The organism is Agrobacterium vaccinii, assembly GCF_021310995.1.
Classification (GTDB): domain Bacteria; phylum Pseudomonadota; class Alphaproteobacteria; order Rhizobiales; family Rhizobiaceae; genus Agrobacterium; species Agrobacterium vaccinii.
In genome coordinates, this window is record NZ_CP054150.1 from 2152405 (window position 1) to 2177729 (window position 25325).

25 protein-coding genes are annotated in these 25325 nt (G+C 59.1%); 16 read left to right on the forward strand and 9 right to left on the reverse strand.

The window, feature by feature from the left end:
- The first annotated feature begins 309 nt into the window (after positions 1–309).
- Complete coding sequence (locus HRR99_RS10700) at positions 310–771, forward strand: tRNA (cytidine(34)-2'-O)-methyltransferase (RefSeq protein ID WP_233123478.1); 462 nt, start codon at positions 310–312, stop codon at positions 769–771.
- Between the two features lie 189 nt (positions 772–960).
- Complete coding sequence (locus tag HRR99_RS10705) at positions 961–2613, forward strand: Na/Pi cotransporter family protein (RefSeq protein ID WP_233121649.1); 1653 nt, start codon at positions 961–963, stop codon at positions 2611–2613.
- Positions 2614–2615: 2 nt separating this feature from the next.
- On the opposite strand, the gene HRR99_RS10710 is transcribed toward HRR99_RS10705, so the two are convergent.
- Positions 2616–2891, reverse strand: a complete 276-nt coding sequence (locus HRR99_RS10710) for a hypothetical protein (RefSeq protein WP_045228661.1) — start codon at positions 2889–2891, stop codon at positions 2616–2618.
- 124 nt (positions 2892–3015) lie between these two features.
- Here HRR99_RS10710 and hemF point away from each other — a divergent pair, with 124 nt between their 5' ends.
- From hemF to HRR99_RS10725, 3 genes are all read left to right on the forward strand, one after another.
- Positions 3016–3927, forward strand: a complete 912-nt coding sequence (gene hemF, locus HRR99_RS10715) for an oxygen-dependent coproporphyrinogen oxidase (RefSeq protein ID WP_233121650.1) — start codon at positions 3016–3018, stop codon at positions 3925–3927.
- Positions 3928–4048: 121 nt separating this feature from the next.
- Positions 4049–4318 carry a hypothetical protein gene (locus HRR99_RS10720; protein ID WP_111837826.1) on the forward strand — a complete coding sequence of 90 codons (270 nt, stop codon included), beginning with the start codon at positions 4049–4051 and terminating at the stop codon, positions 4316–4318.
- 92 nt (positions 4319–4410) lie between these two features.
- Positions 4411–4599, forward strand: coding sequence for a DUF1059 domain-containing protein (locus HRR99_RS10725; RefSeq protein ID WP_111837825.1), 189 nt, complete (start codon positions 4411–4413; stop codon positions 4597–4599).
- Here HRR99_RS10725 and HRR99_RS10730 read toward each other — a convergent pair.
- From HRR99_RS10730 to HRR99_RS10740, 3 genes are all read right to left on the reverse strand, one after another.
- Complete coding sequence (locus HRR99_RS10730) at positions 4590–5852, reverse strand: CCA tRNA nucleotidyltransferase (protein ID WP_233121652.1); 1263 nt, start codon at positions 5850–5852, stop codon at positions 4590–4592. The genes HRR99_RS10725 and HRR99_RS10730 overlap by 10 nt on opposite strands.
- On the reverse strand, positions 5849–6484 hold the full coding sequence (locus HRR99_RS10735) for a CoA pyrophosphatase (RefSeq protein WP_045228772.1): 636 nt from the start codon (positions 6482–6484) through the stop codon (positions 5849–5851). Before HRR99_RS10735 ends, HRR99_RS10730 begins: the two co-directional genes overlap by 4 nt.
- A gap of 168 nt (positions 6485–6652) precedes the next feature.
- Positions 6653–7276 carry a DUF1285 domain-containing protein gene (locus HRR99_RS10740; protein WP_233121653.1) on the reverse strand — a complete coding sequence of 208 codons (624 nt, stop codon included), beginning with the start codon at positions 7274–7276 and terminating at the stop codon, positions 6653–6655.
- A gap of 178 nt (positions 7277–7454) precedes the next feature.
- Here HRR99_RS10740 and HRR99_RS10745 point away from each other — a divergent pair, with 178 nt between their 5' ends.
- The 6 genes from HRR99_RS10745 to HRR99_RS10770 are packed head-to-tail and all read left to right on the forward strand — an operon-like array spanning position 7455 to position 15611.
- Positions 7455–8465 carry an AAA family ATPase gene (locus HRR99_RS10745; protein ID WP_111837821.1) on the forward strand — a complete coding sequence of 337 codons (1011 nt, stop codon included), beginning with the start codon at positions 7455–7457 and terminating at the stop codon, positions 8463–8465.
- A 32-nt stretch (positions 8466–8497) separates the two neighbouring features.
- Positions 8498–9418, forward strand: a complete 921-nt coding sequence (locus tag HRR99_RS10750) for a DUF58 domain-containing protein (protein WP_233121654.1) — start codon at positions 8498–8500, stop codon at positions 9416–9418.
- Positions 9415–12228: a DUF4159 domain-containing protein gene (locus HRR99_RS10755; protein ID WP_233121655.1), complete on the forward strand. Its 2814-nt coding sequence runs from the start codon at positions 9415–9417 to the stop codon at positions 12226–12228. Before HRR99_RS10750 ends, HRR99_RS10755 begins: the two co-directional genes overlap by 4 nt.
- 1 nt (position 12229) lies before the next feature.
- Positions 12230–14311 (forward strand): hypothetical protein, encoded by a 2082-nt coding sequence (locus tag HRR99_RS10760; protein ID WP_233121656.1) that lies wholly within the window; start codon positions 12230–12232, stop codon positions 14309–14311.
- The gene (locus HRR99_RS10765) at positions 14311–14730 is read left to right on the forward strand and encodes a GNAT family N-acetyltransferase (RefSeq protein ID WP_233121657.1); all 420 of its coding nucleotides are present in this window, start codon (positions 14311–14313) and stop codon (positions 14728–14730) included. Before HRR99_RS10760 ends, HRR99_RS10765 begins: the two co-directional genes overlap by 1 nt.
- Positions 14731–14753: 23 nt before the next feature.
- On the forward strand, positions 14754–15611 hold the full coding sequence (locus tag HRR99_RS10770) for an MBL fold metallo-hydrolase (RefSeq protein WP_233121658.1): 858 nt from the start codon (positions 14754–14756) through the stop codon (positions 15609–15611).
- A gap of 90 nt (positions 15612–15701) precedes the next feature.
- Here the strand turns inward: HRR99_RS10770 and HRR99_RS10775 are convergent, their stop codons facing one another.
- Entirely contained in the window at positions 15702–16265 is a 564-nt protein-coding gene (locus HRR99_RS10775) for a GNAT family N-acetyltransferase (protein WP_233121659.1), read from the reverse strand.
- Positions 16266–16557: 292 nt separating this feature from the next.
- Between HRR99_RS10775 and HRR99_RS10780 the strand changes: the two genes are divergently transcribed.
- Entirely contained in the window at positions 16558–17550 is a 993-nt protein-coding gene (locus HRR99_RS10780; protein ID WP_233121660.1) for a glutathione S-transferase family protein, read from the forward strand.
- A gap of 1 nt (position 17551) precedes the next feature.
- Here HRR99_RS10780 and HRR99_RS10785 read toward each other — a convergent pair whose 3' ends face one another.
- On the reverse strand, positions 17552–17983 hold the full coding sequence (locus HRR99_RS10785; RefSeq protein ID WP_233123479.1) for an NUDIX domain-containing protein: 432 nt from the start codon (positions 17981–17983) through the stop codon (positions 17552–17554).
- A 195-nt stretch (positions 17984–18178) separates the two neighbouring features.
- Between HRR99_RS10785 and HRR99_RS10790 the strand changes: the two genes are divergently transcribed.
- Both HRR99_RS10790 and HRR99_RS10795 read left to right on the forward strand, forming a co-directional pair.
- Positions 18179–19144 carry a metallophosphoesterase family protein gene (locus HRR99_RS10790; protein WP_233123480.1) on the forward strand — a complete coding sequence of 322 codons (966 nt, stop codon included), beginning with the start codon at positions 18179–18181 and terminating at the stop codon, positions 19142–19144.
- An 83-nt stretch (positions 19145–19227) separates the two neighbouring features.
- Entirely contained in the window at positions 19228–19518 is a 291-nt protein-coding gene (locus tag HRR99_RS10795; RefSeq protein ID WP_233123481.1) for a GIY-YIG nuclease family protein, read from the forward strand.
- 157 nt (positions 19519–19675) lie between these two features.
- On the opposite strand, the gene leuA is transcribed toward HRR99_RS10795, so the two are convergent.
- Together leuA and HRR99_RS10805 are read right to left on the reverse strand one after the other, a co-directional pair.
- Positions 19676–21391 carry a 2-isopropylmalate synthase gene (gene leuA, locus HRR99_RS10800; RefSeq protein WP_233121661.1) on the reverse strand — a complete coding sequence of 572 codons (1716 nt, stop codon included), beginning with the start codon at positions 21389–21391 and terminating at the stop codon, positions 19676–19678.
- A 301-nt stretch (positions 21392–21692) separates the two neighbouring features.
- Entirely contained in the window at positions 21693–22877 is a 1185-nt protein-coding gene (locus HRR99_RS10805; RefSeq protein ID WP_233121662.1) for a benzoate/H(+) symporter BenE family transporter, read from the reverse strand.
- Positions 22878–23060: 183 nt separating this feature from the next.
- On the opposite strand from HRR99_RS10805, the gene HRR99_RS10810 reads away from it, so the two are divergent.
- Positions 23061–23735, forward strand: a complete 675-nt coding sequence (locus HRR99_RS10810; RefSeq protein ID WP_233121664.1) for a spermidine synthase — start codon at positions 23061–23063, stop codon at positions 23733–23735.
- Here the strand turns inward: HRR99_RS10810 and HRR99_RS10815 are convergent.
- Positions 23732–24121 (reverse strand): winged helix-turn-helix transcriptional regulator, encoded by a 390-nt coding sequence (locus tag HRR99_RS10815; protein ID WP_065697782.1) that lies wholly within the window; start codon positions 24119–24121, stop codon positions 23732–23734. The genes HRR99_RS10810 and HRR99_RS10815 overlap by 4 nt on opposite strands.
- Positions 24122–24218: 97 nt before the next feature.
- On the opposite strand from HRR99_RS10815, the gene HRR99_RS10820 reads away from it, so the two are divergent.
- Positions 24219–25280, forward strand: a complete 1062-nt coding sequence (locus tag HRR99_RS10820) for an SDR family oxidoreductase (RefSeq protein ID WP_233121665.1) — start codon at positions 24219–24221, stop codon at positions 25278–25280.
- Positions 25281–25325 lie beyond the last annotated feature (45 nt).

Below are 25325 nucleotides of genomic sequence, written 5' to 3' on the forward strand. Positions count from 1 at the left end.
CACATGACGAAACAGAAAAGGAAAGCGCGGTCAGACCGCAAAAACACCTAGGCCTGTGAAGGCGACACAAGGGCCGGGAGGCGATATCGAACAGGTATATTCATCTGAACCTCCGTGGCTGGTGTTGAAGATGCGCCCTTGTAGCTCAAAAAATATGCATTGACCAGCACCAAACAGCCCTCGATTTCCAAGCACGCAGCTTACGACACCCATATGTCGGTAAGACAACGAAGCGCCTGCCCGGCTGTGCTTGTTTCAACGCCGCCCGCCGTGGTAAGCCGCCGCCAGTTCGACGCGAAAGACAAGACCATGCCCGATCTCAGGATCGCCCTCTATCAACCGGACATCCCCGGCAACACCGGCACCATATTGCGCCTGGCGGCGTGTCTGGGCTTGGGTGTCGATATCATCGAACCGGCGGGCTTCGATATCTCCGACCGCAACCTGAAACGTGCCGGCATGGACTATATTTCCAGCGCATCGCTCACCCGCCATGTCAACTGGGAGCGCTTCGAGGAATGGCGCGCCACGACCGGCAGACGCCTGCTGCTCGCCTCCACCAAAGCCGCCCTGCCCTATGTCGATATTGCCTATCGCCCCGACGATATCCTGCTGTTCGGACGCGAAAGTGCTGGCGTGCCAGACCATGTGCATAACAAGGCAGACGAGCGGCTGATCATTCCAATGGTCGAAGGCCAGCGCTCCATCAATGTCGCCATGTCGGCGGCGATGATATCAGGAGAAGCCTTGCGCCAGACGGCGTGGGCGTAAGCGCCATTTCGCTTCAAAATGTCGTAATCAGCCCTGTACGATGGCGTATTTCGGGCCTATGTTTATTAGCCAACTAAAGATTCCGCCTTCCGAAACGTTTTGCGCATCCCGTCGTCCGAACGCGCCATCGGTTTCGGGCAAGGCCATGCGTTCACAATAAGAATACTGACGGAAGGAGGGCGACCAAGCATGCAATCCACCATCATTATCGTCAATCTGTTGGGCGCTGTCGCCCTGCTGTTGTTCGGCCTCGCGCAAGTGAAAGACGGCGTGACCCGCGCTTTCGGCGTCAAGCTCAGAACCGTGCTGGCGACCGGCACGAAGAGCGCGCTGCGTTCGCTGCTGTCAGGCTTCCTCGCCACCATCGCCCTGCAAAGTTCGACCGCCACCGCACTAACGGTGGCGTCCTTCGCCGAACGTGACCTCATCCGCCCGCGCATGGCGCAAGTCGTGCTGCTGGGTGCCAATATCGGAACCGCCGTCACGGCCTGGATTTTTGCGACCGGTGTGGCGTGGCTGTCTCCCATGCTGATCCTTACAGGTCTGATCGTGCGCAAGGGCGCCTCCAGCGCGCGTCAGGGCAGCGGCACCGCATTGGTCGGCGTTGGTCTGATGTTGCTGTCGCTTCATTTGCTCAGCGCGGCGACCGAACCGATGCGTGATTCCCCCGCGCTTGGTGCCTTCATCGGCATGCTGGATGATGCGTGGCCCGTCGCGCTGCTGCTGTCGGCGGCTTTGGCCTTCGTTTCATCCTCCAGCCTCGCCGTCGTGGTCCTCATTCTGTCGCTGGCATCCGCAGATATTCTGTCCACCGGGCTCATCATCGTCCTCATTCTGGGAGCAAACCTTGGCGGTGCGATCCCGCCCGTTGTTGCCACTCTGTCTGCACCGGCATCGGCCCGCCGCATCACCATCGGCAATCTCGTGGTTCGGGCCGCAGGCTGCGCCATTGCCCTGCCGCTTGCCGGTTACGGGGCGGAATTGCTCCAGAAACTTCCACTGGCGCAGGCCATGCTGCCGGTGGATGCGCATCTGATCTTCAATCTGGCGCTCGCAACCATCGCATGGCCCTTCTCCGGTCTGATCTCGGATATGATGGCAAAGATGGTGCCGGATGATCCGCAGACGGACGAAGGTCCGCATTTTCTCGATGCCGATGCGCTCGACACTCCCGTTGTGGCGCTCGCCAATGCTACGCGCGAAGTTCTCGTGGTCGGTGACACCATCGAGCGGATGCTGATCCGTGCCGAAAATGCCTTCAAGCACAATGATCTCGCCCCGCTTGCCGAAATCATAGCGCTCGAAAAGAAGGTTGATACGCGCCAGCAGGATGTGAAGATTTACCTCTCCCAGCTGGGTCGCAAAGGACTGGACGAGCACGATGCCCGCCGCTCCATCACCATCATCGATTACGCCATCAACCTCGAGCATATCGGTGATATCGTTGAAAAAGGGCTGGCCGAACAAATCCGCAAGAAGATCGTCAACGGCTTCAAATTTTCCGATGACGGATATGACGAACTGAAGACGCTGTTCGATATGACCATCGAAAACCTGCGCGCTGCACAGAGCATTTTCGTAACAGGTGATTTCGACCTCGCCCGCCGTCTGATGGAAATCAAGATCGATATCAGGCGGCTGGAAAAACAGTCATCAGGTCGCCATCTGGAACGGCTGCGGGATGGCCTGATGCAGAGCCTGCAAACCAGCTCGCTGCATCTGGATATGTTGCGCGACCTCAAGCGCATCAACGCCCACATCGTCTCCGTCGCCCATCCCATTCTCGATCAGGGCGGCGTGTTGGGAGAAAGCCGCCTTCGGGCCGCAGACAACCGGTCGTAACATCAATCGGCAGATGGCAGGCGGCGCATGGTGAACTCAATGCGGTCGCCTTCAAGTGTGCGCCAGCTTTCCACTTCGGTCCAATAGGCCGCCTTGGGAAACTCGTCGAACCATTCCTTGGCTTTCGCGCGCGCTTCACCGCGTGTCAGACAAAAGGTTTGGCGCACGAACATGCCCTGCTTGTTGTTTTTGCGTCCGCCAGCGGCCTCGTCCTGCCGGTGGGCGTCGAGCCTGCGTTTGAGGCCAGCCAGGGGTGGCGGTCCGGTAAATTTCGTCATGACACTCACCTCTCTTTTCAAAAGATAGTGTGAGACCCGGCGCTTGGCGAGTCGAATTTGTGTCTATGCCGCGTGGCTGATAAACCGGGCTGGACTCAACGATTCGACTTGAAGGACATCGGATATGGAACGGCCCGTTTTGCCGAAAGGCTTGCCCGACGACATCGAGGACAAGAAGGCGCTGGCCAAGGCATGGTTCGAAAGCCTTCGCGATACCATCGTCGCCTCCTTTGAAACCATCGAGGATGAGCTGGAGGGCCCGCTGGCCGATCACGAGCCGGGCCGTTTCGTCCAGAAAGAATGGCAGCGCGACGGCGGCGACGGCGGTGGCGGCAAGATGTCGATGATGGAAGGCCGCGTCTTCGAGAAGGTCGGCGTTCACACCTCGACCGTCCACGGCGAATTTCCGCCGGAGTTTCGAGGCCAGATTCCCGGCGCCGAAGAAGACCCGCGTTTCTGGGCATCCGGCATTTCGCTGATCGCGCACCCGGTCAATCCCAATGTTCCCGCCGTGCATATGAATACCCGCATGGTGGTCACATCCAGTCACTGGTTCGGTGGTGGCGCAGACCTGACGCCGGTTCTCGACCGCCGCCGCACGCAGGACGACATCGACAGCCAGGTGTTTCACCGCGTGTTCGAAATCACCTGCAACCGCCACGCTGTCGCGGATTACCCACGTTACAAGCAGTGGTGCGACGAGTATTTCCATCTCAAGCATCGCAACGAGCCCCGCGGCATCGGCGGCATCTTCTTCGATTGGCTGCACCCGGATGAGGAAAAGGGCGACTGGAATGCCAATTTCGGTTTCGTGCAGGATGTCGGGCGCGCCTTCAACCTGGCCTACCCCAAGATCGTCCGCAGCAATTTCAACAAGCCCTGGACGGAAGAAGACCGCGACGAGCAGCTCGTGCGCCGTGGTCGCTACGTCGAATTCAATCTTCTCTATGACCGGGGCACGATTTTTGGCCTGAAGACGGGCGGCAATGTGGATTCGATTCTCTCATCCCTCCCGCCGGTGGTTCGCTGGCCGTGAAAGCTCACGAAAAGTTTGATGTTTGTTAGCGATTTCATGCCAAATTTAGAAAATTAGACCTTCGTAAACAACAGCACCGGTGATAGTCTTCAATCCTCAGATGACTGGAGGAGCTATCATCGTGATTACTTCAAACAGCATGCCCAAATCCGCTGTCGGCACCAATCAAACCCGTGCCGTCCCGACACCTGATGTCATAGACCGTCTTGCCGCTGAAATGCGCGCGACGGGAGACCGAGAACTCCCACATTCCTTTTACGTCGAGCAGGCAAAACGCAAGCTGGCCAATGAGGCCGCCGCGAACGACGACCGCGTGAAAATCAGCCGCACTGTGCCCGCCGCGGCAACGTCATCCGTCTTCCATTGCTGGGCGCACTCCGACACAGTCTGACGGGAACTTATCCCTGCCGCACCCGTTTGCTGAACAGCAAGGCACCTCCGCTTGAAGCCTTAGTGCCCTGCATTTCACAATGGGAGGCAATGATGAGATTGTTCGAATGTGGAACCCTTGTGCCGGGTTGCGAATGGCACTCACGCGCTGATGAAGATGCAGAACTGGTGCGCCGCGCCGTCGAGCATCTTCGGCAGGCGCATGGCGAAACTGTAATCCGCGAAAACATGGTCGAGAACATCAAGTCGCGCATTCGCGATGAAAACGTCGTTCAGGCCTGATCCCTGACCGCTGTTTCAAGCCGGGCGGTGAGCGCTGCCCGGTCGAGTGAGAAGTTGAACTCGATCCATTTCTCCTCAAGCCCCGTCAAAATCTGGCCGACACGCGGCCCCGGCTCCACGCCAGCCGCCAGCACGTCTGCGCCTGTGAGCGGAAATTGCGGCTTCTGGAATTTTTCTGTTCGGGTCAGGAGTGCCGAAAGGCGGGCAATTTTCTGCATCGCGGCTTCACCCGCCGAGATATCGGCCCTCGCCGCAGCCAGAGCCAGTTTCAATTGTAAAAGCACGCCATCGACGCCCTGTCGGTAAAGCAGACGATCAAACGCCGCATCCGCAACCGCAGGATCGATGGCGGTCGACTCGGCCCATAATTTGAGCCGCTTTGCCTCGGCATTCGACATGCGAAGACGCGCGGTCAGTGCGCTTATCCTCTCGGCATCGGGCGGTACGATTGCCGCAAGACGCATCAACGCGTCCGGCTCCCAGCCAAGGGCCTGTTCGGCTGCGACGAGACCGTGGATGGCGTCAATGCCCCACTTCTCGGTTTCAGGCAGCACCTGCGCCAGCACGCCGGATTGCCGCATCCACAGCAGCGCCCGCGAAGGGTCTGTCGCAGATAGAAGCTTTTTCATTTCGCTCCAAACACGCTCAGCCGACAGCGTGGAGAGTTTGTCCTTGGCACGAGCACTGGCCCGCAGACCATCGGCATCCGGGCGACCAGACCCGTAATGCGCAAAAAAGCGGAAGAAGCGCAGAACGCGCAGATAATCCTCGGCGATGCGGGTATCGGCATCGCCAATGAAGCGGACGTTGCGCTTTTCGATATCGGGCAAGCCGCCGATAAGGTCGATCACCTCACCCGAGGCATCAGCATAAAGCGCATTGATCGTCAGGTCGCGGCGCTCCGCATCGTCCTGCCAGTCGGTGCCGAAAACCACCTGCGCGTGGCGGCCATTCGTTTCCACGTCTCGGCGTAGGGTGGTGACCTCGAAGCCTTCACCATCCAGCACCAGCGTTACGGTGCCGTGCTCGAAGCCGGTCGGGACGGCCTTTATGCCCGCCTGTTTGGCGCGGTCCACCACGTCTTGCGGCGGCAACGTCGTTGCGATGTCGATGTCGCCCACCGGCATGCCCATCAACGCATTGCGCACGGCGCCGCCGACGACCCGCGCCTCACCACCATCGGCATTCAAAAGCGCCAGTATCCGCTGTAGCGACGGCTTGGAAAACCAGTCCTGCCCGGCAATGTTGCTCATGAATAAAACCTTTCGTAGATGCTGCGCACGATACCCGCCGTAATGCCCCAGATATAGCGTTCGCCATAGGGCATTTCATAGAAAAACCGCTCCCTCCCCTGAAAGATGCGGCTGCCGCGCTTGTGATTGTCGGGGTTCATCAGAAACGACAGCGGCACCTCGAAAACCTCGTCCACTTCTGTGGGGTTGAGGGTCAGATCAAAGCCGGGCTTGACCACTGACAGCACCGGCTTGATGCGAAAACCCGTGCCGGAAATATAATCCGGCAACCGCCCGACGGTCTCGACAAAGGAGCGCGACACGCCGATTTCCTCTTCCGTTTCGCGAAGAGCCGCATCTTCCGGCGAGCGATCTTCCTTGTCTATACCGCCACCGGGAAAGGAAATCTGGCCGGAATGCTTGCGAAGTGTCGCCGTGCGCTGCGTAAAAATGACCCGTGCTTCATCGCCATAATCCACCACCGGCACCAGCACGGCAGCATCTTTCAGCCGAATACCCTCACCCGCTAATCGTATACCCGGGTTAAGAACATGATCGCCATTGTCCCCGTCCTCACGCTCGGCCACGCCCTCGCCTTCCGAGAGAACACGATGCCGGAAATTGGCGGCTGAGAAAAATGAGAGATCATCCATGGTAGGCAAAACCACCGGAATATTCCTCATTCCTGTGCTTGTCACAGGAATCTAGCCAGCCCAGTTCTGGGCTGAAAGACTCTCCACGCTGCGCAGACGCGCAGCAACTGGATTCCTGTGACAAGCACAGGAATGAGGAGCATTGAAGGGTCTGGCAGTCGGATAATATCATTTTGACAATTCACTTAATTCAGCTGCTGGCATGATGGCAAACACCTGCCCGCCAGATCGCACGGCAAACATATCTTTTCCTTCGATTTCAACCACTTCGCCCAGTTCCACCAGATCATACATGACGGCGCGCGACACCAGAGCCTCCAGCCGACCGCGCACGAGAAGATAGGGCTTCAACTCGCTGTTTTCACCGCTGATTTCGAAACGCAGCGGGTGCTCGGGCCCCACTTCCACCACATCGCCCACATTGGTACGGAATGTGAGAAGCGGCACACCATCTTTTTCGCCCACATTCATCTCGACCGCGATAAACGGCGCATCGACCACGCGGATGCCGACCTTTTCCACAGGCGTTACGAGATAGGTCCTACCGTCTTCATCCTTGCGCAAAACGGTGGAAAACAGCCGCACCAGCGGCGCGCGGCCAATCGGCGTGCCCATGTAGAACCATGTGCCATCGGCGCGGATTTCCATATCCAGATCGCCACACAACTCCGGGTTCCAGCGTTCGACGGGTGCGGGACCGCGCACCTTTTCGCCAGTCTGGTCGGCAGCGCGCGAAATCAGGGCTGCGAGCCCTGCGGCATCCGGTGCCGAATTTATCGTCTCAACCGCCATATTCGAGCCCTGCTTTGTCCATTATTGAGAGTATCGGCATGAGTAACGAGATAGTCATTCCAAGGCTGCTTGTCAGCGGGCAGGATGACAATAAGCTATAGGCAGCGCGAAATCCGTCCTGTAAGCGGTAGTAGGCTTGTTAAGACGTGACAGCGGCGTTGGTTTTGAGGAGAGCGATATGGGCATGATGAACACCAGCGAAACCCTCGATGAAAAAGCGATCATCGCTGCTGCCGAAAAGGCGCTGTCCGACATCGCCGCCATCAGGAGTGAAGTTTCCAAGGTCATCTTCGGGCAGGAAACAGTCGTTGAAAACACGCTGCTGGCCATCCTTTCCGGCGGCCATGCGCTGCTGGTCGGCGTTCCCGGTCTTGCCAAGACCAAGCTGGTGACAACCCTTGGCACCGTTCTCGGGCTCGATGCAAACCGCATCCAGTTTACGCCAGACCTCATGCCCTCGGATATTCTCGGTTCCGAAGTCATGGATCAGGATGAAAGCGGTCGCCGCTCCTTCCGCTTCATCAAGGGCCCGATCTTCGGTCAGTTGCTGATGGCCGACGAAATCAACCGCGCCAGCCCGCGCACGCAGTCTGCGCTGTTGCAGGCCATGCAGGAATATCACATAACGGTCGCTGGCCAGCGCTTCGATCTGCCCAAGCCTTTCCACGTTCTGGCCACCCAGAACCCGCTTGAGCAGGAAGGCACGTACCCGCTGCCGGAAGCCCAGCTCGATCGCTTTTTGCTGCAGGTCGATGTCGGATATCCTGATCTGGCCGCAGAACGCCAGATCCTGCTCGATACCACCGGAACAGCGTCGGGCGAGGCCCGCCGCATGATCGAAGGCGATCGTCTCATCGAAATCCAGACGCTGATCCGCCAGATGCCTGTCAGCGACAAAGTGGTGGATGCCATTCTGGCTCTGGTGCGCTCAGCGCGCCCCGGCCATGGCAACACACTGACGGACAAGAACGTCGCCTGGGGTCCGGGGCCGCGTGCCGGTCAATCGCTGATGCTGACGGCCCGCGCCCGCGCGCTCTACGAAGGCCGTCTCGCACCATCGCTGGACGATATCTTCGCGCTTGCCGAACCGGTTCTAGAACACCGCATGGCGCTGACATTCGCGGCCCGTGCCGAAGGCATGTCCGTGCGCGATGTCATCGCAGCCCTTGTGGAACAGGCCAAGAACTGACCGTCCGCCGTCCAATACGTTAAGGAGTGCATGTGGCATCCATCGGCCAGATCGTAGAGCAGACGCCCGGCAGTGACGTGCTGGCCCGTGCGCGCCAGCGCGCCGCTCTGGTGCCCGATTGCATGGTGGAGGCAAAACGCATTGCCAACACCGTGACGGCGGGCTGGCATGGTCGCCGTAAGCGTGGCATTGGCGAAAACTTCTGGCAGTTCAGACCCTATGCCGATGGCGAAAGCCTGTCGCGCATCGATTGGCGCCGGTCCGCGCGCGACGATCATACCTATATCCGAGATCAGGAATGGGAAGCGGCCCACACAATCTGGCTCTGGGCGGATCTGTCGCCTTCCATGATGTTCAAGTCCACCTTGGGCTCAGTCTCCAAGGAAAGCCGCGCCTTGGTGCTGATGCTCGCACTCGCTGAAATCCTGGCCCGCTCCGGCGAGCGCATCGGCTGCCCCGGCATCATGGAGCCGATTTCCGCGCGCAACTCAGCGGAAAGGCTGGCAACGGCCATCATGCATGCGCCCGCAACCACCGGCCTGCCGGATACGGCAATGATCCGTGGTTCCAGCGAGCTGGTGCTGATCGGTGATTTTCTGGATGACGCCACGACCGTGATGGAGCGCCTGTCGCCGCTTGCCCGCCGTGGCCTGCGCGGTCACGTGGTGGAGATCGCCGACCCCGCCGAGGAAGTGTTTCCCTATAGCGGTCGCACCGAGTTCTCGGACCCGGAAACCGGCGAAAAACTGACCGCCGGTCGGGCAGAAACCATTCGCGAAGATTATACCCGTGCGTATTTAGCACGGCGTGAGGCAATGTCCTCGTCGCTTCGTCGCCTTGGCTGGAATTTCGTCTTTCACCGCACGGATCATCTGGCATCCGAAGCGCTGGTTGCCATGCACATGTATCTCTCCGGCACCCCGGCTGGCGGTGCCAACGGAGGCCGCACATGAGCGCCCTGCCCTTCGTTTTCACCAGTCCCTACATCCTGCTTGGTCTTCTCGCCCTGCCCGCCATCTGGTGGCTGCTGAGGCTGACGCCGCCGCGCCCGAAGGCGGAAATCTTCCCGCCGCTGCGCATTCTGGCAACCGTGCTGAAACGCGAGGAAACACCGTCTAAAAGCCCTTGGTGGCTGACAATTCTGCGTATGTTGCTGGCCGCAGCGGTCATTCTCGCACTGGCCGATCCGGTCATCAACCCGCGCAACAACACGCTGGCGGGCGATGGCCCCCTTGTGCTGATCATCGACAATGGCTGGGCCTCGGCACCCGATTGGGAGCGCCGCGTGCGCACCGCAGAGGCCCTGATCGGCGATGCCGAACGTGCCGAGCGCCCCGTGTCGATTGCCTTCACCGCAGACCGCGACCACGACGCCGAACCGGGCACGACAGCCGCAGCCCGCGAGAAGCTCGCCGCCGCCAAGCCACAGCCGCTGGTGCCCAATCGTGTGCGCACCGCAGAAGCCGTTATCGAAGCCATGAACGGCACCAATCCCGGCACTCTCGCCTATGTCACCGATGGCGTCGCCACACCTGAAGACCGGGCCGCGCTTAGCAGCCTTGCCACCATGCAGGCAGCTGAATTCCGCGTGGTCGAAGGTGATGGACAGGCCGTTACGGCGATAACAGGTGCGGAAAACGGTGCTGAAACCATGACAGTTGCTCTTTCGCGCCTTGAAACCAGCGGGCCATCGACCCTCATTGTCAGCGCGCAGGATAGTCAGGGCCGGGTTCTTGCCAGCGACAACGCCACCTTCGCGCCGGGTGCAGCCGAAACCACTGCCGTTCTCAGTGCTCCCTTCGAACTGCGCAACGATTTCGCACGCTTGTCCATCGACCGGCTATCGACGGCGGGCTCGGTGCATCTGCTGGATGACGGTTTCCGCCGTCGCCGCGTCGCCCTTCTGGCAGGCGAGACCGGCAATGATTTCCAGCCTCTCCTTCAGCCGCTGTTCTATATCAGCCGCGCGCTTCAGCCCTATGTCGATCTGGTGCCGCAACGGCAGGCGGACCTTGCCGTCGCCATTCCAGAGTTGCTGCAATCCAATCCATCCGTCATCGTCATGGCCGATATCGGTCGCCTGCCGCAGGAAACCTACGCGCCCATCCAGCGCTGGCTGTCGCGTGGCGGTACCTTGATCCGCTTTGCCGGCCCGCGCCTTGCAGCGGCCCCGGCGGACGATCCGCTAGTGCCGGTGACCTTACGTCAGGGTGAGCGCGCACTCGGCGGCGCTCTTTCCTGGGCAGAACCGCAGCCACTGGCCGATTTCCCGAATTTCGGCCCCTTCGCAGGCATGCCGAAGGCCGATGGCGTTCACATCAAGCGGCAGGTTCTGGCCGAACCGACGCCCGATCTGTCGGAACGCACATGGGCAAGCCTTGCCGATGGCACGCCACTGGTGACCACCCGCAATGTCGATGCAGGCCGCATCGTGCTGTTCCATGTCAGCGCCGAAGCCAGTTGGTCGGACTTGCCCATCTCAGGCCATTTTGTGGAAATGCTGCGCCGGATCGTCCAGCTGTCACAGGTCGGCGGCTCCTCGGCATCCGCCAATGCACCCACCGCAGCCCTGCCGCCTTACCGCCTGCTGACCGCAACCGGCGCGCTCTCGCCTGAAATCGGCACCGCCCGCCCGCTGGACGTAAAGCCCGGCCAGGCTCCTGCTGCCAGCTTCGACAATCCCCCCGGTCTCTATGGCACGGAATCCGGTTTCGTCGCGCTCAACCTGCTTCCGCCGAACGCAACGCTGCGTCCCATCGACACCGCGCTTGCGGGAACCGCAACCACGCGAGAAGGCCTCGTCGGCGAAGCCGCCAGATCGTTGCGTCCCTCCCTGTTCATCGCAGCCTTGCTGATGCTGTTTGCCGACAGCCTCATCGTTCTCTTCATGAACGGCGTCTTTTCTCGTCTGCCCCGCGCCCGCTCGTCGGCTGCGGCCATTCTGCTGACATTTGCCGCTGGCCTGACGATTTTTGCGCCTGACATCGCCCGCGCCGATGACCCGAAACCCGGTGACGAGGCCATCTTCGAGCGGCTGGACACAACGCATCTGGCCTATGTCCGCACCGGCGAAGACGATGTCGACCGCATTTCCGAACAGGGCTTGCAGGGGCTGACCGAGTTCATGACATGGCGCACGACGCTGGAGCCCGGCGCGCCGGTGGGGCTCGATATTTCCAGCGACGAGTTGTCCTTCTATCCCATCATTTACTGGCCGATTTCAGCCACCGCGCCGATGCCGTCCACTGCCGCGATCTCACGGATCGATGCCTATATGCGCGCGGGCGGCACCGTGTTGTTCGACACACGCGATCAGTTTTCGTCGCTTGATGGCGGCGGCAACACGAGCGCCAATGGCCAGCGCCTTCAGGAAATCCTCGCTAACGTCGATATCCCACCGCTGGAACCCGTGCCGAAAGACCATGTGCTGACGCGCTCGTTCTACCTGTTGAACAATTTCCCCGGTCGCTACTCCGGCAGTCCGCTCTGGGTGGAATCGCGGCAGGACGCGGCAAAGACGACATCGGGCATCTCCTCATCAGGTGATGGTGTGTCGCCCATCATCATCACCAGCAATGATTTTGCCGGTGCGTGGGCCGTCGATGCCAATGGCGCACCGGTGCTGCCCACCGTGCCGCCGGATGAGGTGCAGCGCGAACATGCGTTCCGCTCCGGCGTCAACATCATGATGTATATGCTGACCGGCAACTACAAGGCCGATCAGGTGCATGTGCCCGATATCCTCCAGCGGTTGGGGCAATGATATGACACTGACCTTCGCTCCGTTCCTGCCATGGATCGTCATCGCCATCATGGCAATCGCCGCCTTCGTGCTGGCCATTATCGGCCTGTGGCGCGGGGTGCGCGGTGCGTGGCTGCGCGGGCTGGCGCTTGCCGCACTGTTGCTCGCGATCTCCAATCCGCTTCTGACCAATGAGGAGCGCGACCCACTTTCGACCATCGTGCCCGTCATCGTTGACCGCTCGCAAAGCCAGGACGTACAGCAGCGCCCTGAACAAACGGAGCAGGCGCTGGCGACGCTGAAAGAACGTCTCGCGCGCTTCCCGAGGATCGAGCCGCGCTTTGTGGATGTCAAGAACGATCCTAACAGCGATGCCCCGGCGACCAATCTGTTCTCGGCGCTCGCGGCTGCCGTCTCGGACGTTTCGCCATCCCGCGTCGGCGGCGCGATCCTCCTCAGCGATGGGCAGATCCACGACATTCCGAACGTCACGCCCAATATCGAGCAGACTCTGGGCTTCAAGGCGCCTATTCACGGCCTGATCACCGGACGGGCAGATGAGTTCGACCGGCGCATCGAAGTGGTGCGCGCGCCGCGCTTCGGTATCGTCAACGAGCAGCAGGAACTGACGCTGCGCGTCTTCGATGACGGTCGCGCACAGGGTGGTCAGGCGGAAGTGACCGTGAAGATGAATGGCGAGGAAATCGCGACGCTGGAAGCGACGCCCGGCCAGCCTCTGCCCTTCAGTTTCAAGGTCCCGCGCGGCGGCAACAACGTCATGGAATTTTCCGTGGCGGAACTGCCGGGCGAGGTGACCACCAGCAACAACCGCGCCGTCCACGTCATCGAAGGCATCCGCCAGAACCTGCGTGTGCTCCTGGTGTCCGGCGAACCGCACGCGGGCGAGCGCGCATGGCGCAACCTGTTAAAGTCGGACACGTCGGTCGATTTGGTGCATTTCACCATTCTGCGTCCACCGGAAAAGCAGGATGGCACGCCGATCAACGAGTTATCGCTAATTGCTTTCCCGACGCGTGAGCTGTTTGTCGAGAAGATCGAGGACTTCGACCTCATCATCTTCGACCGCTACCAGCATCGCGGCGTGCTGCCGATCCTTTACTATGATTACATCGCCCAATATGTCGAAAAAGGCGGCGCGCTGCTGATTGCCGCCGGGCCCGAACATGCGGGGCAGGATTCCATTGCCATGACTCCCCTCGCCTCGGTGCTACCAGCACAGCCCACCGGCGAGATGCATCAGGCAGCCTTTTATCCGCGCCTGTCCGAAGCAGGCAAGAAGCACCCCGTCACACGTGGTCTGGAGGGTTCAGCCGAAGAACCACCGCAGTGGGGCCGCTGGTTCCGCACCGTCGGTGTCGAGCAACCGCAGGGCCAGACCGTGATGCTGGGTGATGGTCAGGACCCGTTGCTGGTGCTGAACCGTCAGGGAGAAGGCCGTGTTGCCATGCTGCTGTCCGATCAGGGTTGGCTGTGGGCACGCGGCTTCGAAGGCGGCGGCCCGCATGTCGGCCTCTACCGTCGCATCGCCCATTGGCTGATGAAAGAGCCCGAGCTTGAAGAAGAAGCGCTGACAGCCCGCGCCAATGGCCGCACGCTGGAAATCACCCGCCAGACCATCGGCGACAATCCCGGCGATGCCACGGTCAAATTCCCCACCGGCAAGACCGAGACGATGGCGTTCACGCAGACAGAACCCGGTCTCTACAAGATCGAACGCCGCATGGACGAAACCGGCCTCTACGAAATCACCAACGGCGACTTCACCACACTCGTCCATGTCGGCGCTGTGGACGCACCGGAATTCAAGGCGATGATCTCGACCACGCAACCCTTGCAGCCACTGGTCGATGCCACGAAGGGCAGTATCCACCGTGTCGTGAACGACAATGACCGCGTCGTGCTGCCAGATATCCTGCCCGTGCGCGGCGATGTGCGGGTGGCGGATAATGACCGCATGCTCATTCGCCTGACGGACGAAACAGTGCTGAAAGGCGTCAACACATTGCCGCTCTTCGCCGGTTTCGCGGGCCTTGCCGCACTTCTGCTGGCCTTCTCCGCGCTCTGGTGGCGTGAAGGGCGCTGATGGAACCGCGTATTGCCATCAGTGACTCCGACAAGGAAAGCGAAGCGGCCATCCTCGCTGGGCTGAAAGCCTACAATGCCGAACGGTTCGGCCCAAGCGATTGGCGGGGACTCGTCATATCGTTGCGTGATGACGATGATAACATCATCGGCGGGCTGAGCGGCCACACGGCGCGCGGCTGGCTTTACACCTCGCTTCTCTTCATTCCGGAAGATATGAGGGGCAAAGGTCTTGGACCAAAACTTCTCGATCTTGCTGAAAAAGAAGCCCTTAAAAGAGGGTGCCGAGGTGCCTATATCGATACGATGAATACAGACGCTTTGCGCCTTTATCAGAAATGCGGCTATGTGGTTTTCGGCCAAATCGAAGATTTTGGCAACGCGAATATTATGATCTATCTCAAAAAATCACTTTCATAAATAATAGCTTACGGAAACTCTCCATGACAGACAGCAGTTCTTTTGAACCTTTCACGTTCTCACTGGGCAAGGCCCGCATTACCGCATTATCAGACGGTATCCTCACGGCACCCATTGGCAGCCTCTACCGCCTGGGCTCCGACCAGCCCACCCCTGAAAAATTTCCAGACGCTCCGGCTGAGCTGTCAGTCAATGCATTTCTGGTGGAAACAGACGACAAGAAAATCATGATCGATGCCGGTTCCGGCGCGCTTTATGGGCCGGCACTTGGCAAACTGAGAGCAGCGCTGGAAACCTTGGGCGTGTCACCAGATGACATCGATGACGTTATTCTCACCCATATTCATGCCGATCAGACCGGCGGTTTGATCGCGGACGGCAAGGCCGTTTTCAAGAATGCCACGCTGCATATTGGCAAGACGGAAGCCGCCTTCTGGCTGACGGATGGCGCTGCCGACGCGCCCCATGCAACGGAGAAGGTCAAGGGTCAGATCGCCCGCGCGCACGACACGATCGATCCCTATGAAGTAGAAAATCGCGTCGAGCTGTTTGAAGACAACGGCGATATTCTGCACGGTTTCAGCGCAACTTTGCACGCTGGCCACACGCCGGGCCACCTTGCCATCCGGTTTGAGAACAACGGCGAAACGATCGTGTTCGTTGGCGATATCGTCCATGGCAACCGCGTGCAGTTCGACAATACGGCAGTGACGATCGATTTCGATTACGATCAGCCAACAGCTGCAATCACGCGCGCTGCTGCTTTCCAACAGGCCGCCGACGAAGGCTATCTTATCGCGGCAGCACACCTGCCCTTCCCCGGCATTGGCAATATCAGCCGCAACGGTGAGCAATATCGCTTCGACGCCTATAAGAAATAGCGAAGAACGCGGCGGCGCGTGTAAGCGCCGCCGCGTCTGAACGTACTCTCAAATTGCTAGTATCGACGCAAAGAGCTGAGTTTCAGGCTATCACGCGGTAGCGCGAAGAGGCTCCACAGTGGCTTCTTCATCGAGAAATGCGATGGATTCGTTACAGTTCCGCCAGGCAATCAAGCCCTTTAGCCGTTCATGCGTGTCATCCGCCAGCGGCACGACAAGCACCCGGTTCATATCGACAGGGCCCGGGAAATCCAGCGCCGCATAGGCGACCTTCTCGAAACCCAGCGGCATATAATACGGCGGATCACCGATCAGAATAACGCCTTCCGAACCCTTGCGCCTGGCGGCAGCAATGGCGATCCGCACCAGTTCACGACCGATGCCCATGTTCTTGTGCGAAGGCCGCACGGCGAGAGGGCCGAGCATGTGCCCTTTCACGCCGCCAGCCAGAACCGGCGTCATGCGGACCGAGGCAATCGTCTCGCCATCGTCTGCGCAGATATAGGAGATCGAGCGGTCGTGCGGGCCCTGCTCGCGAATGCGGGCAGCAGCACGGGTGTGCCGACCGGGGCCGAAGGCTTCTGCATTGATGAGTTCGATAACGGCGTCGTGAGACGCGTCTTCGGTGAGGTAGACCAGTTCGTGCTTGGACATGAAGGGACCGGAACGTTAAAATACGGATAGGACGATGTGACGGCTGCGCCGGTTAAGGCGTTCGAAGCGTCAGCGTCGTCGGAGCATCCGTGTTGCGGTCATAAAGCAGAATTCCCTCAGAATTGTGATAAACGCGGATATCAGGAAAATTCCGACGCGTCCAGAACAAATACAACCCTCAGCCATTCAATGATGCGAGTGTGATACGAACGCACTGTTCACGTCCCCAGGGGTTCACTTCCCGCAAAGCCATGCCTTACAGTGCGTGCAACAACATGAAGGAGAAAGCGCGATGGGTATGCTGGTTGAAGGTGTCTGGAAAGACGTCTGGTACGACACCAAAGAAACCAAGGGCCACTTCAAGCGTAGTGCCTCGCAGTTTCGCAATTGGCTGACATCGGATGGTGAGCCTGGCCCTTCCGGCACAGGCGGCTTCAAGGCCGAGAAGGACCGCTACCACCTCTATGTATCCCTCGCCTGCCCCTGGGCGCACCGCACGCTGATCTTCCGCAAGCTTAAAAAGTTGGAAGACTTCATTTCCGTTTCGGTGGTTGATCCGCTGATGCTGGAAAACGGCTGGGAGTTCAAACCAGCAGATGAACGCACACCCGGCGCAACCGAAGATCACCTCTTCGGCGCGTCCGCCATGTGGCAGGTCTATACCAAGGCAGACCCGAACTATTCCGGCCGGGTGACCGTGCCTGTGCTGTGGGACAAACGGCAGAACACCATCGTCTCGAATGAATCGGCTGATATCATCCGCATGTTCAACGGCGCTTTCAACGACCTGACGGGATCGACAAGCGATTACTACCCGGAAGCCCTGCGTGCAGAGATCGATCCCCTCAACGATCTGATCTACGACACCGTCAACAACGGCGTCTACAAGGCAGGCTTTGCCACCACGCAGGAGGCCTATGAGGAAAGCGCCGTCAAGATTTTCGAGACGCTGGAAATGCTAGAAAAGCGCCTGGCCGATAAGCGTTTCCTGCTCGGCTCGCAGCAGACCGAGGCAGATTGGCGACTGTTCACCACGCTCGTGAGATTCGACCCTGTCTATGTCGGCCACTTCAAATGCAACATCCGCCGCATCCACGACTATCCCAATCTGACGGGATATCTGCGCGATCTCTACCAGACATCAGGCGTTCCCGAGACCGTGGATATGCGCCACATCAAGGAGCATTATTACCGCAGCCACAAGACCATCAACCCGACGGGAATCGTGCCCGTGGGTCCAGAGCTCGATCTGGACAGAGCCCATGATCGGGACCGTTTGGGTTGAACTACCAGTAATCATCCGGCTGCACGTCACCCGCCAACTCGGCAAGCCGTCTGCGAGTTGCGGGCGTCGTGCCATCAGGCAGAGCGTCAAGTGGGAAAAACCCGCTGTCGCTGATTTCGCGGTCGGGCACCTTTGGGGCGGTTTGCGTCACCTTGAGGCGGTAAAACAGCACATGGTCACGGTTGCTGGTGCGGTTGTTGAAATAGACATGAAAAAGCTGCGGCGTGGACGTGGCAACAAGGTTGCCCTCCTCGCGGATTTCTTTGTGCAGCGCCTGTAACCCGGTTTCGCCGCGCTCCACACCACCTCCCGGCATATGCCAGCCTGAAATATAGGTATGCCGCACTAGAAAGGCCCTGCCCTCAGCATCGAAACAGGCAGCACGGACACCGAGTGTCATTCCGCGACTGAGAAAGAAGAACGCGTGAAGCATGCGTTTGGCAATATTCCGAAGCAACCGCCGGAACCCTTCACCCCGCCCAAGGTTTTCACTCACGTCTCAACTCTCCGTCAACTGGTACCCGATAAACCAGATACTGCTTCACACTTTGGCGTTCAGCGCTTATCCCTTTGAAAAATCGAGGTTTCGCATTGTACGCTCCAACATGGATAGATTATGTCTGAACGCATGTTCAAACTTGCCCACATCTCCGATATCCATCTCGGCCCGCTGCCCAAACTCACCTTTCGGGAGCTCGCATCTAAGCGCATCCTTGGATTTGTGAACTGGCGCCTCAATCGTCGCAAGCATCTTTTCAGCGACACGCTGGAAAAGGTGGTGGACGATATGGAAAGCAAGGCGCCTGATCATGTCGCGATTACTGGCGATCTGGTCAATCTGGCAACCGGCATTGAAATCCGCGCCGCCGCCGACTGGCTGGAGGAAGTGGGCGATCCGCTGAAAGTCTCGGTCGTTCCCGGCAACCACGATGCCTACGTGCCCGGCGCGCATGATAAGGCCATGGCCGCTTGGTATCCCTTCGTGCACGGCGATGGCGACAAGGAAAACTGGGACGAAGACCGCAAGATTTTCCCCTACATGCGGGTACGCGGACCTGTGGCCATGATCGGCTGCTCGACCTCCATCGCCACCCCACCCTTTTCCGCCACCGGCTATTTTGGCCGGAGACAAGCGCGCGCCACTGCCGAATTGCTGAAAAAAGCGGGCGAAATGGGCCTGTTCCGCGTGGTGATGATCCATCACCCACCCATTCGCGGTGCTGCCTCCACTCATAAACGCATGATCGGCATCCGCCGCTTCGCAGCCGCCATCGGCACCGGCGGCGCGGAACTCGTGCTGCACGGCCACACCCACCTCAACACCGTCTACTGGCTGAACACCCATCGCGGGCGTGACCACACCCCCGTCGTCGGCATCGCCTCCGCCTCGCAAGGCCCCGGCGGCGAAAAACCCCGCGCCGGATACAATCTCTTCCACATCGACGGCGGCCCAGGCACTTGGAACGTAACTTGCGAACGCTATGGCCTCAATGAGAAAGCCACCGGCATCGAGCTGGAAGATGTACGGGTGTTTTACACCAATGGCCGCCCGCTGGGCTTTAGCAACCCGGTGGAACAAGGGGATGATGAGTAGGCGGATTGATGACACCTTAAAAATCTGACTGAAGATACCCGCCTGATCTTGTGGATCACGAATAAGACATGCACTCTTTCATCATGAAAGGTTACGTCTACATCTTAGCCTCAAAACGAAATGGCACGCTTTATATCGGCGTAACCAAGAACTTATCAAACAGGTTGTTTGAGCATCAAAATGAGCTGACCCCAGGATTCACTTCAAAATATGGGGTTAAAACACTTGTTTGGTTTGAAGATCATGACCTTTTGACCACGGCCATTATGCGTGAAAAAACCATAAAAAAGTGGCCTCGGCAGTGGAAATTAAACCTCATCGAAAGCACGAATCCGGACTGGCTGGACATCTCCCATCACTTACATGGAATATGAGGGGAAGTTGCGCATTATGCATACTCCCCTCATTCCTGTGCTCGTCACAGGAATCCAGTCGTCGCGCGTCTGCGCGGCGAAGGACTCTTTTTCAGCCCAAAGACTTGGGCTGACTGGATTCCTGTGACAAGCACAGGAATGAGGAGGGGGGAGAAAGCTAGGAGACTCTTCCCCGCTGCTCCAAAACCCGGTTCGCAGCAGACACAATCGCCTCCAGCGAAGCAGCCACAATGTTCGTGTTGATACCCGCACCAAACAGCTTCCCACCCGGATGCTCCATCTCGACATAGGCGATGGCCGAGGCGTTGGAGCCGTGTTGCAGGGAGTGCTCGGAGTAATCATTTACCGAGAGATCAATGCCGAGGTAAGTCGACAACGCATTGATGAAGCCATCAATAGGGCCCGTGCCCTTGCCCTCAATACGCTTGATCTCGCCATTGTCGGTAATTTCCGCCGCGACAACGCGCACACCCTTATAATCACCCGCAGGATAGGTGTGGTGATCGACGAATTTGAGACGTGCATTCGGCTGGGTCACGTATTGCGCGATGAAGTGCTCGTAGATGCGCTTGGCTGGCAGTTCCACGCCTTCCTCATCGGTAATGCGCTGGATTTCCTCGCGGAATTCCACCTGCAAGTTGCGCGGCAGGTTGATGCCGTAATCCTGTTGCAGAATATAGGCGATGCCGCCTTTGCCGGACTGCGAGTTGATGCGAATGATCGCCTCGTAGGAGCGACCGACATCCTTCGGGTCGATCGGCAGATACGGCACTTCCCACACAGGATGGTTGGCAACCTTGATCGCCTTCATACCCTTGTTGATCGCATCCTGGTGCGAGCCAGAGAACGCGGTGTAGACCAGTTCACCCACATAAGGGTGGCGCTCGGGGATCGTCATTTCGTTAGAATATTCATAGACCGACTTAATGTGTTCGATATCGCGGCAGTTGAGTTCAGGATCGACGCCCTGCGTGTACATGTTCAACGCCAGCGTCACCACATCGACATTACCCGTGCGCTCGCCATTGCCGAACAATGTGCCTTCGACGCGGTCCGCACCGGCCATCAGGCCCAGTTCGGTGGCGGCGATGCCGGTGCCACGGTCATTGTGCGGATGCAGCGAGATGATGACGTTTTCGCGGTTGTCGATGTTGCGGCACATCCACTCGATCTGGTCGGCATAGATGTTCGGCGTTGCCATCTCAACGGTCGAAGGCAGGTTGAGGATCAGCTTGTTGTCCGCCGTTGGCTTCACGACTTCAACCACCGCATTGCAGATTTCCAACGCCACTTCCAGTTCCGTACCGGTAAAGCTCTCCGGCGAATACTCGAAGCGATAACCGCCACCGGCCTTGGCGGCCATATCGGTGATCATCTTGGCCGCATCGACGGCGATCTGCTTGATACCGGGCACGTCCTTGGCAAACACCACGCGGCGCTGCAATTCAGAGGTGGAATTGTAAAAGTGGATGATCGGGTTTTTGGCACCTTCCAGCGATTCGAAGGTGCGCGTGATCAGTTCCGGACGGCACTGCACCAGCACCTGCAATGAAACATCATACGGCACGCCACCCTGCTCCACACACCAGCGGGCAAAGTCGAAATCTGTCTGCGATGCCGAGGGAAAACCGATTTCGATTTCCTTGAAGCCCATTTCCAGCAGCAGCTTGAACATGCGCTCCTTGCGATCATGCCCCATGGGGTTAACCAGCGACTGGTTGCCATCGCGCAAGTCGACCGAACACCAGATCGGCGCCTTGTCGATAGTTTTCGATGGCCAGGTGCGGTCCTTGATGTCGATGACAGGGTATGGGCGATACTTCACGTTCGCGTCCGGCATACCCTTGGAAGTCTGAGAGGTCTTGGCGTCCATAATCTTGCTCCTTCCACGCATCGCGGCTGAAAAAGCCTTGGCAGATGCGCGCCCAAACGGGCCTTAAATCCAGTATAAAGTGAGATTTCGAGTTGAGGAGCGTTGGCACCAGCGGGCTTTCGGCCGCCGGGCGCTCCTCACTGGACCCGGCAACCGCGTGTAAGGTCGAGGCTAAGAAGCGAGAGTGCACCGCATGGGCTGGCCTTCGCAGAAATCTGCGTGCTCATGCCTAAAATGGTTGCGGTGCGAATGGTCATAGTGAATCTTATAAGCGGCGTTTTTTTGGGTTGCAAGGGCATCTTCAATTTTTCACGCGTTTCATAAAGCCCGTCAGCGCCAACATCAAACCACCACCAAGCAAACCCCAGAAAGCGCCGGAGATTCCGCCGAATGACAGGCCCGACGCAGTAATGAGGAACGTTATGGCTGCGGCTTCGCGGGTTTCGGGGTCTTTGAAGGCAGCGACGGCCGAACCGGAGAAGGCACCGACCAATGCCAAGCCCGCAACCGCCTGAATGAGAATCGGTGGGGCGAGCGCCACGAAGGCGGTGACGACGCCCGCCAAAAGGCCGAAGATCACATAGCCCACGCCGCTGACGATGACCGCCCAATAGCGACGTTTGGGGTCGGGTTGGGCATCTTCTCCAGCGCACATGGCGGCGGTGATGGCGGCGAGGTTGACGGCATGGCCGCCGAAGGGGGCGGCGAGCAACGAGAACAGCCCGGTGGTGGCAAACAATTGCCCAGGCTGGGGATCGTAATTGTTGACCTTCAAAACAGCGATCCCCGGAATGTTTTGCGAAGCCATGGTGACGATGAATAGCGGCAGCGCGATGGAGATCAAGGCTTGCAGGTTGAACACCGGCATAACGAATTCCGTCGGTGGTGCCAGCGATTGGGCTATGCTGTCCAAGGCCCCTGCGGGAATATCGACGCCGAAGATCATGACCAGTACGAAGGCGGCAAGGGCCGCGGGCACGGCAAACAGGCGCTTGAACGCACCAACGATGATCCATGCCAGAATGATCGGCAGACCGAGCGCCGGGTTGAAGCCGATGGCCTTGATGGGCGCGAAACACAGGCCGATGATGACGCCCGCCAGCATGGCATTGGCCAGCGGCGTGGGAATGGATGCCACCGCCCGCCCGAGCGGCTTGAACAGACCTGCAATGATGATCAGCACCGCGCAGATGATGAAGGCACCCACGGCAGCGGAGAAGCCACCCTCGATCACCCCCGTCGCCGCCAGTAGCGCGCCACCCGGCGTGGACCATGCAATGCTGATCGGAAGTCGTGTCATGGCGGAGAGAACAATGGCGCAGAGGCCGACAGAAACCGACAGCGCCATCAACCCGGATGCCGCTTCGAAATCCGTCGCGCCTACGCCCTTCAGCCCTTGCAGCACCACGGCAAAGGAACTGGCAAAACCGACGAAGGCCGTCAGCAGGCCCATGAACAGGCTTTGAAGGGAGAATTCTTTTAACATGGTTGGGGCTCTGGCACGGAGAAATGGCGATCATCATTGCAGATCAAAAAACACTCTCGCTGGCAAGGTTGCTTTCGCTAACGAAGGTACTCGCGTATGACTTGTGCAAGGTGCGTGTGCCCTGCCCTGTTGTTCTCGCCATCCCGCCCGTGTAAACCCACGCCATCAACAGCGAGATATCACATGCTTCCTTGGATAGAACTGGACCGTGCGGCCATTCCCGGCGACGGCACCGAACTGCGCCTGAAGCAGCGCGGCCAGGAGTTTTCCATCATGCTCGGTTCAAACGAGTTGATGAACAGCCGGCTGAGCGGCTCGGAAGAAGCCTTGGCGACACTCTCCTGCGAACGCATCGCGGGTCGACAGAACCAAAGCATGCTGATCGGCGGGCTTGGCATGGGCTTTACCCTGCGAGCAGCCCTCGGCGCCCTGCCTTCAGACGCCCGAGTGACCGTCGCTGAATTGGTGCCAGCGGTCGTGGAGTGGGCGCGCGGGCCGATGGCGGAGCTGCATAAGGGCACGCTCGATGACGCCCGCGTTGATATTCATGTTGGTGATGTCGGTGCGCTCATCCGCTCGAAAAAGGCCGCCTATGACGCCATCCTTCTGGATGTCGATAATGGACCGGATGGACTGTCGCGGCCTTCGAATGACAGTCTTTACGATCGAGAAGGACTTGAAGCAGCGAGAACCGCCTTGCGCCCAAAGGGCATCCTCGCGGTCTGGTCATCAGGCCCGGATGCTGCTTTCACCCGCCGTTTGCGGCAGGCCAGTTTCGCGACGGATGAGGTCAGCGTTCGCGCCAATGGCAAGCGCGGCGGCGCGCGCCATACGCTGTGGCTGGCGGCCAAGGCTTAGGAGCCAGCCTGCCGCCTTGAGGTCGAGCGTTCGCCAAGAGCATCCAACGCATCGGCATTGTCGCGACCCCAGGCATAGAGCATCTCCACTGGTTCGATGAACCGGTTTCCCAGCGGCGTCAGGCGATACTCCACGGCGGGCGGCCTCGTTTCAAAGACGTGGCGAGTGATCAACCCTGTGCTTTCCATTTCCCGCAGCGTCTGCGTCAGCATCTTCTTGGAAATGCCCGGCAGGCTGCGTTCCAACACGCCAGTGCGTGCCGCACCATCATGGAGCTTGTGCAGCGCATGCAGAATCATGCTCGTCCATTTGGTCGAGAAGAGTTCGAGCACACGCCTGGGCGCGCAATCCTCACGCCATTCCGCTTCATGGCTTCCCGGCTTCATCGTGGTCACCCTTTGGTATCCATGTCCCCAATCAGTGCCATCTACACTTAGGTGCGCAGAATGCCTAGTTATGTCTCAACAAAAAAGGAGCAAGATCATGGTGAAAACGGCATTGGTCGTCGGCGCAAGCGGTATCGTTGGCAGTGCAACTGCCAATCTTTTGCTGAAAGAAGGCTGGAGCGTTTACGGACTTTCGCGCAAGCCCGGCACGCAGGAGGGGATAACCCCGGTGGCCGCAGATTTGCAGGATGCAGCGGGAACGGCAAAAGCTCTGGCAGATGTTCGCCCCGACGCGGTCTTCATCACCACATGGGCGCGGCAGGATAGCGAAGCGGAAAACATCCGCGTCAATTCCGCCATGGTGCGCAACCTGCTGGATGGTTTGAGCTCGGGCAAATCCACCCGCCATGTGGCGCTGGTCACGGGCCTGAAGCATTATCTCGGCCCGTTCGAGGCCTATGGCAAAGGCACGCTGCCGCAGACGCCGTTCCGCGAGGAACAAGGCCGTCTCGATGTCGAGAACTTCTACTACGCGCAGGAGGACGAAGTCTTTGCCGCCGCCAAGCGCGATGGTTTTTCGTGGAGCGTGCACCGTCCCCACACTGTCATCGGCCAGGCCGTTGGCAACGCCATGAACATGGGCACGACGCTGGCGGTCTATGCCACCATCTGCCGCGAAACGGGCCGCCCCTTCCGCTTCCCAGGCTCAGCCGCCCAATGGAACAGCCTGACGGACATGACGGATGCCAATCTGTTGGCGAAACAATTGCTGTGGGCCGCAGAAACGCCTGAAGCGAAGAACGAAGCCTTCAACGTCGTCAATGGCGATATCTTCCGCTGGAGCTGGATGTGGGGCCGCATCGCGGACTGGTTCGGCATCGAGCCTGCGCCCTTCGACGGCACCGTCGTTCCGCTCGAAGAGCAAATGAAACACGATGCCGAGATCTGGAATAAGATTGCCATTCGCGAAAATCTCGCCGAGCCAGACCTTACCCGCCTTGCATCGCCATGGCACACCGACGCCGATCTGGGCCGACCGATCGAGGTCGTCACCGACATGGGCAAAAGCCGCCGTCTGGGCTTCAAGGAATATCAGCCAACGGATGACGCTTTCTTTGCCCTATTCGAGACGCTGCGAAAGAACCGCCTCATTCCCTGAGCGTAAAAACCTTTATTCAAAGCAATAAAAAACCCGCATCTGCCA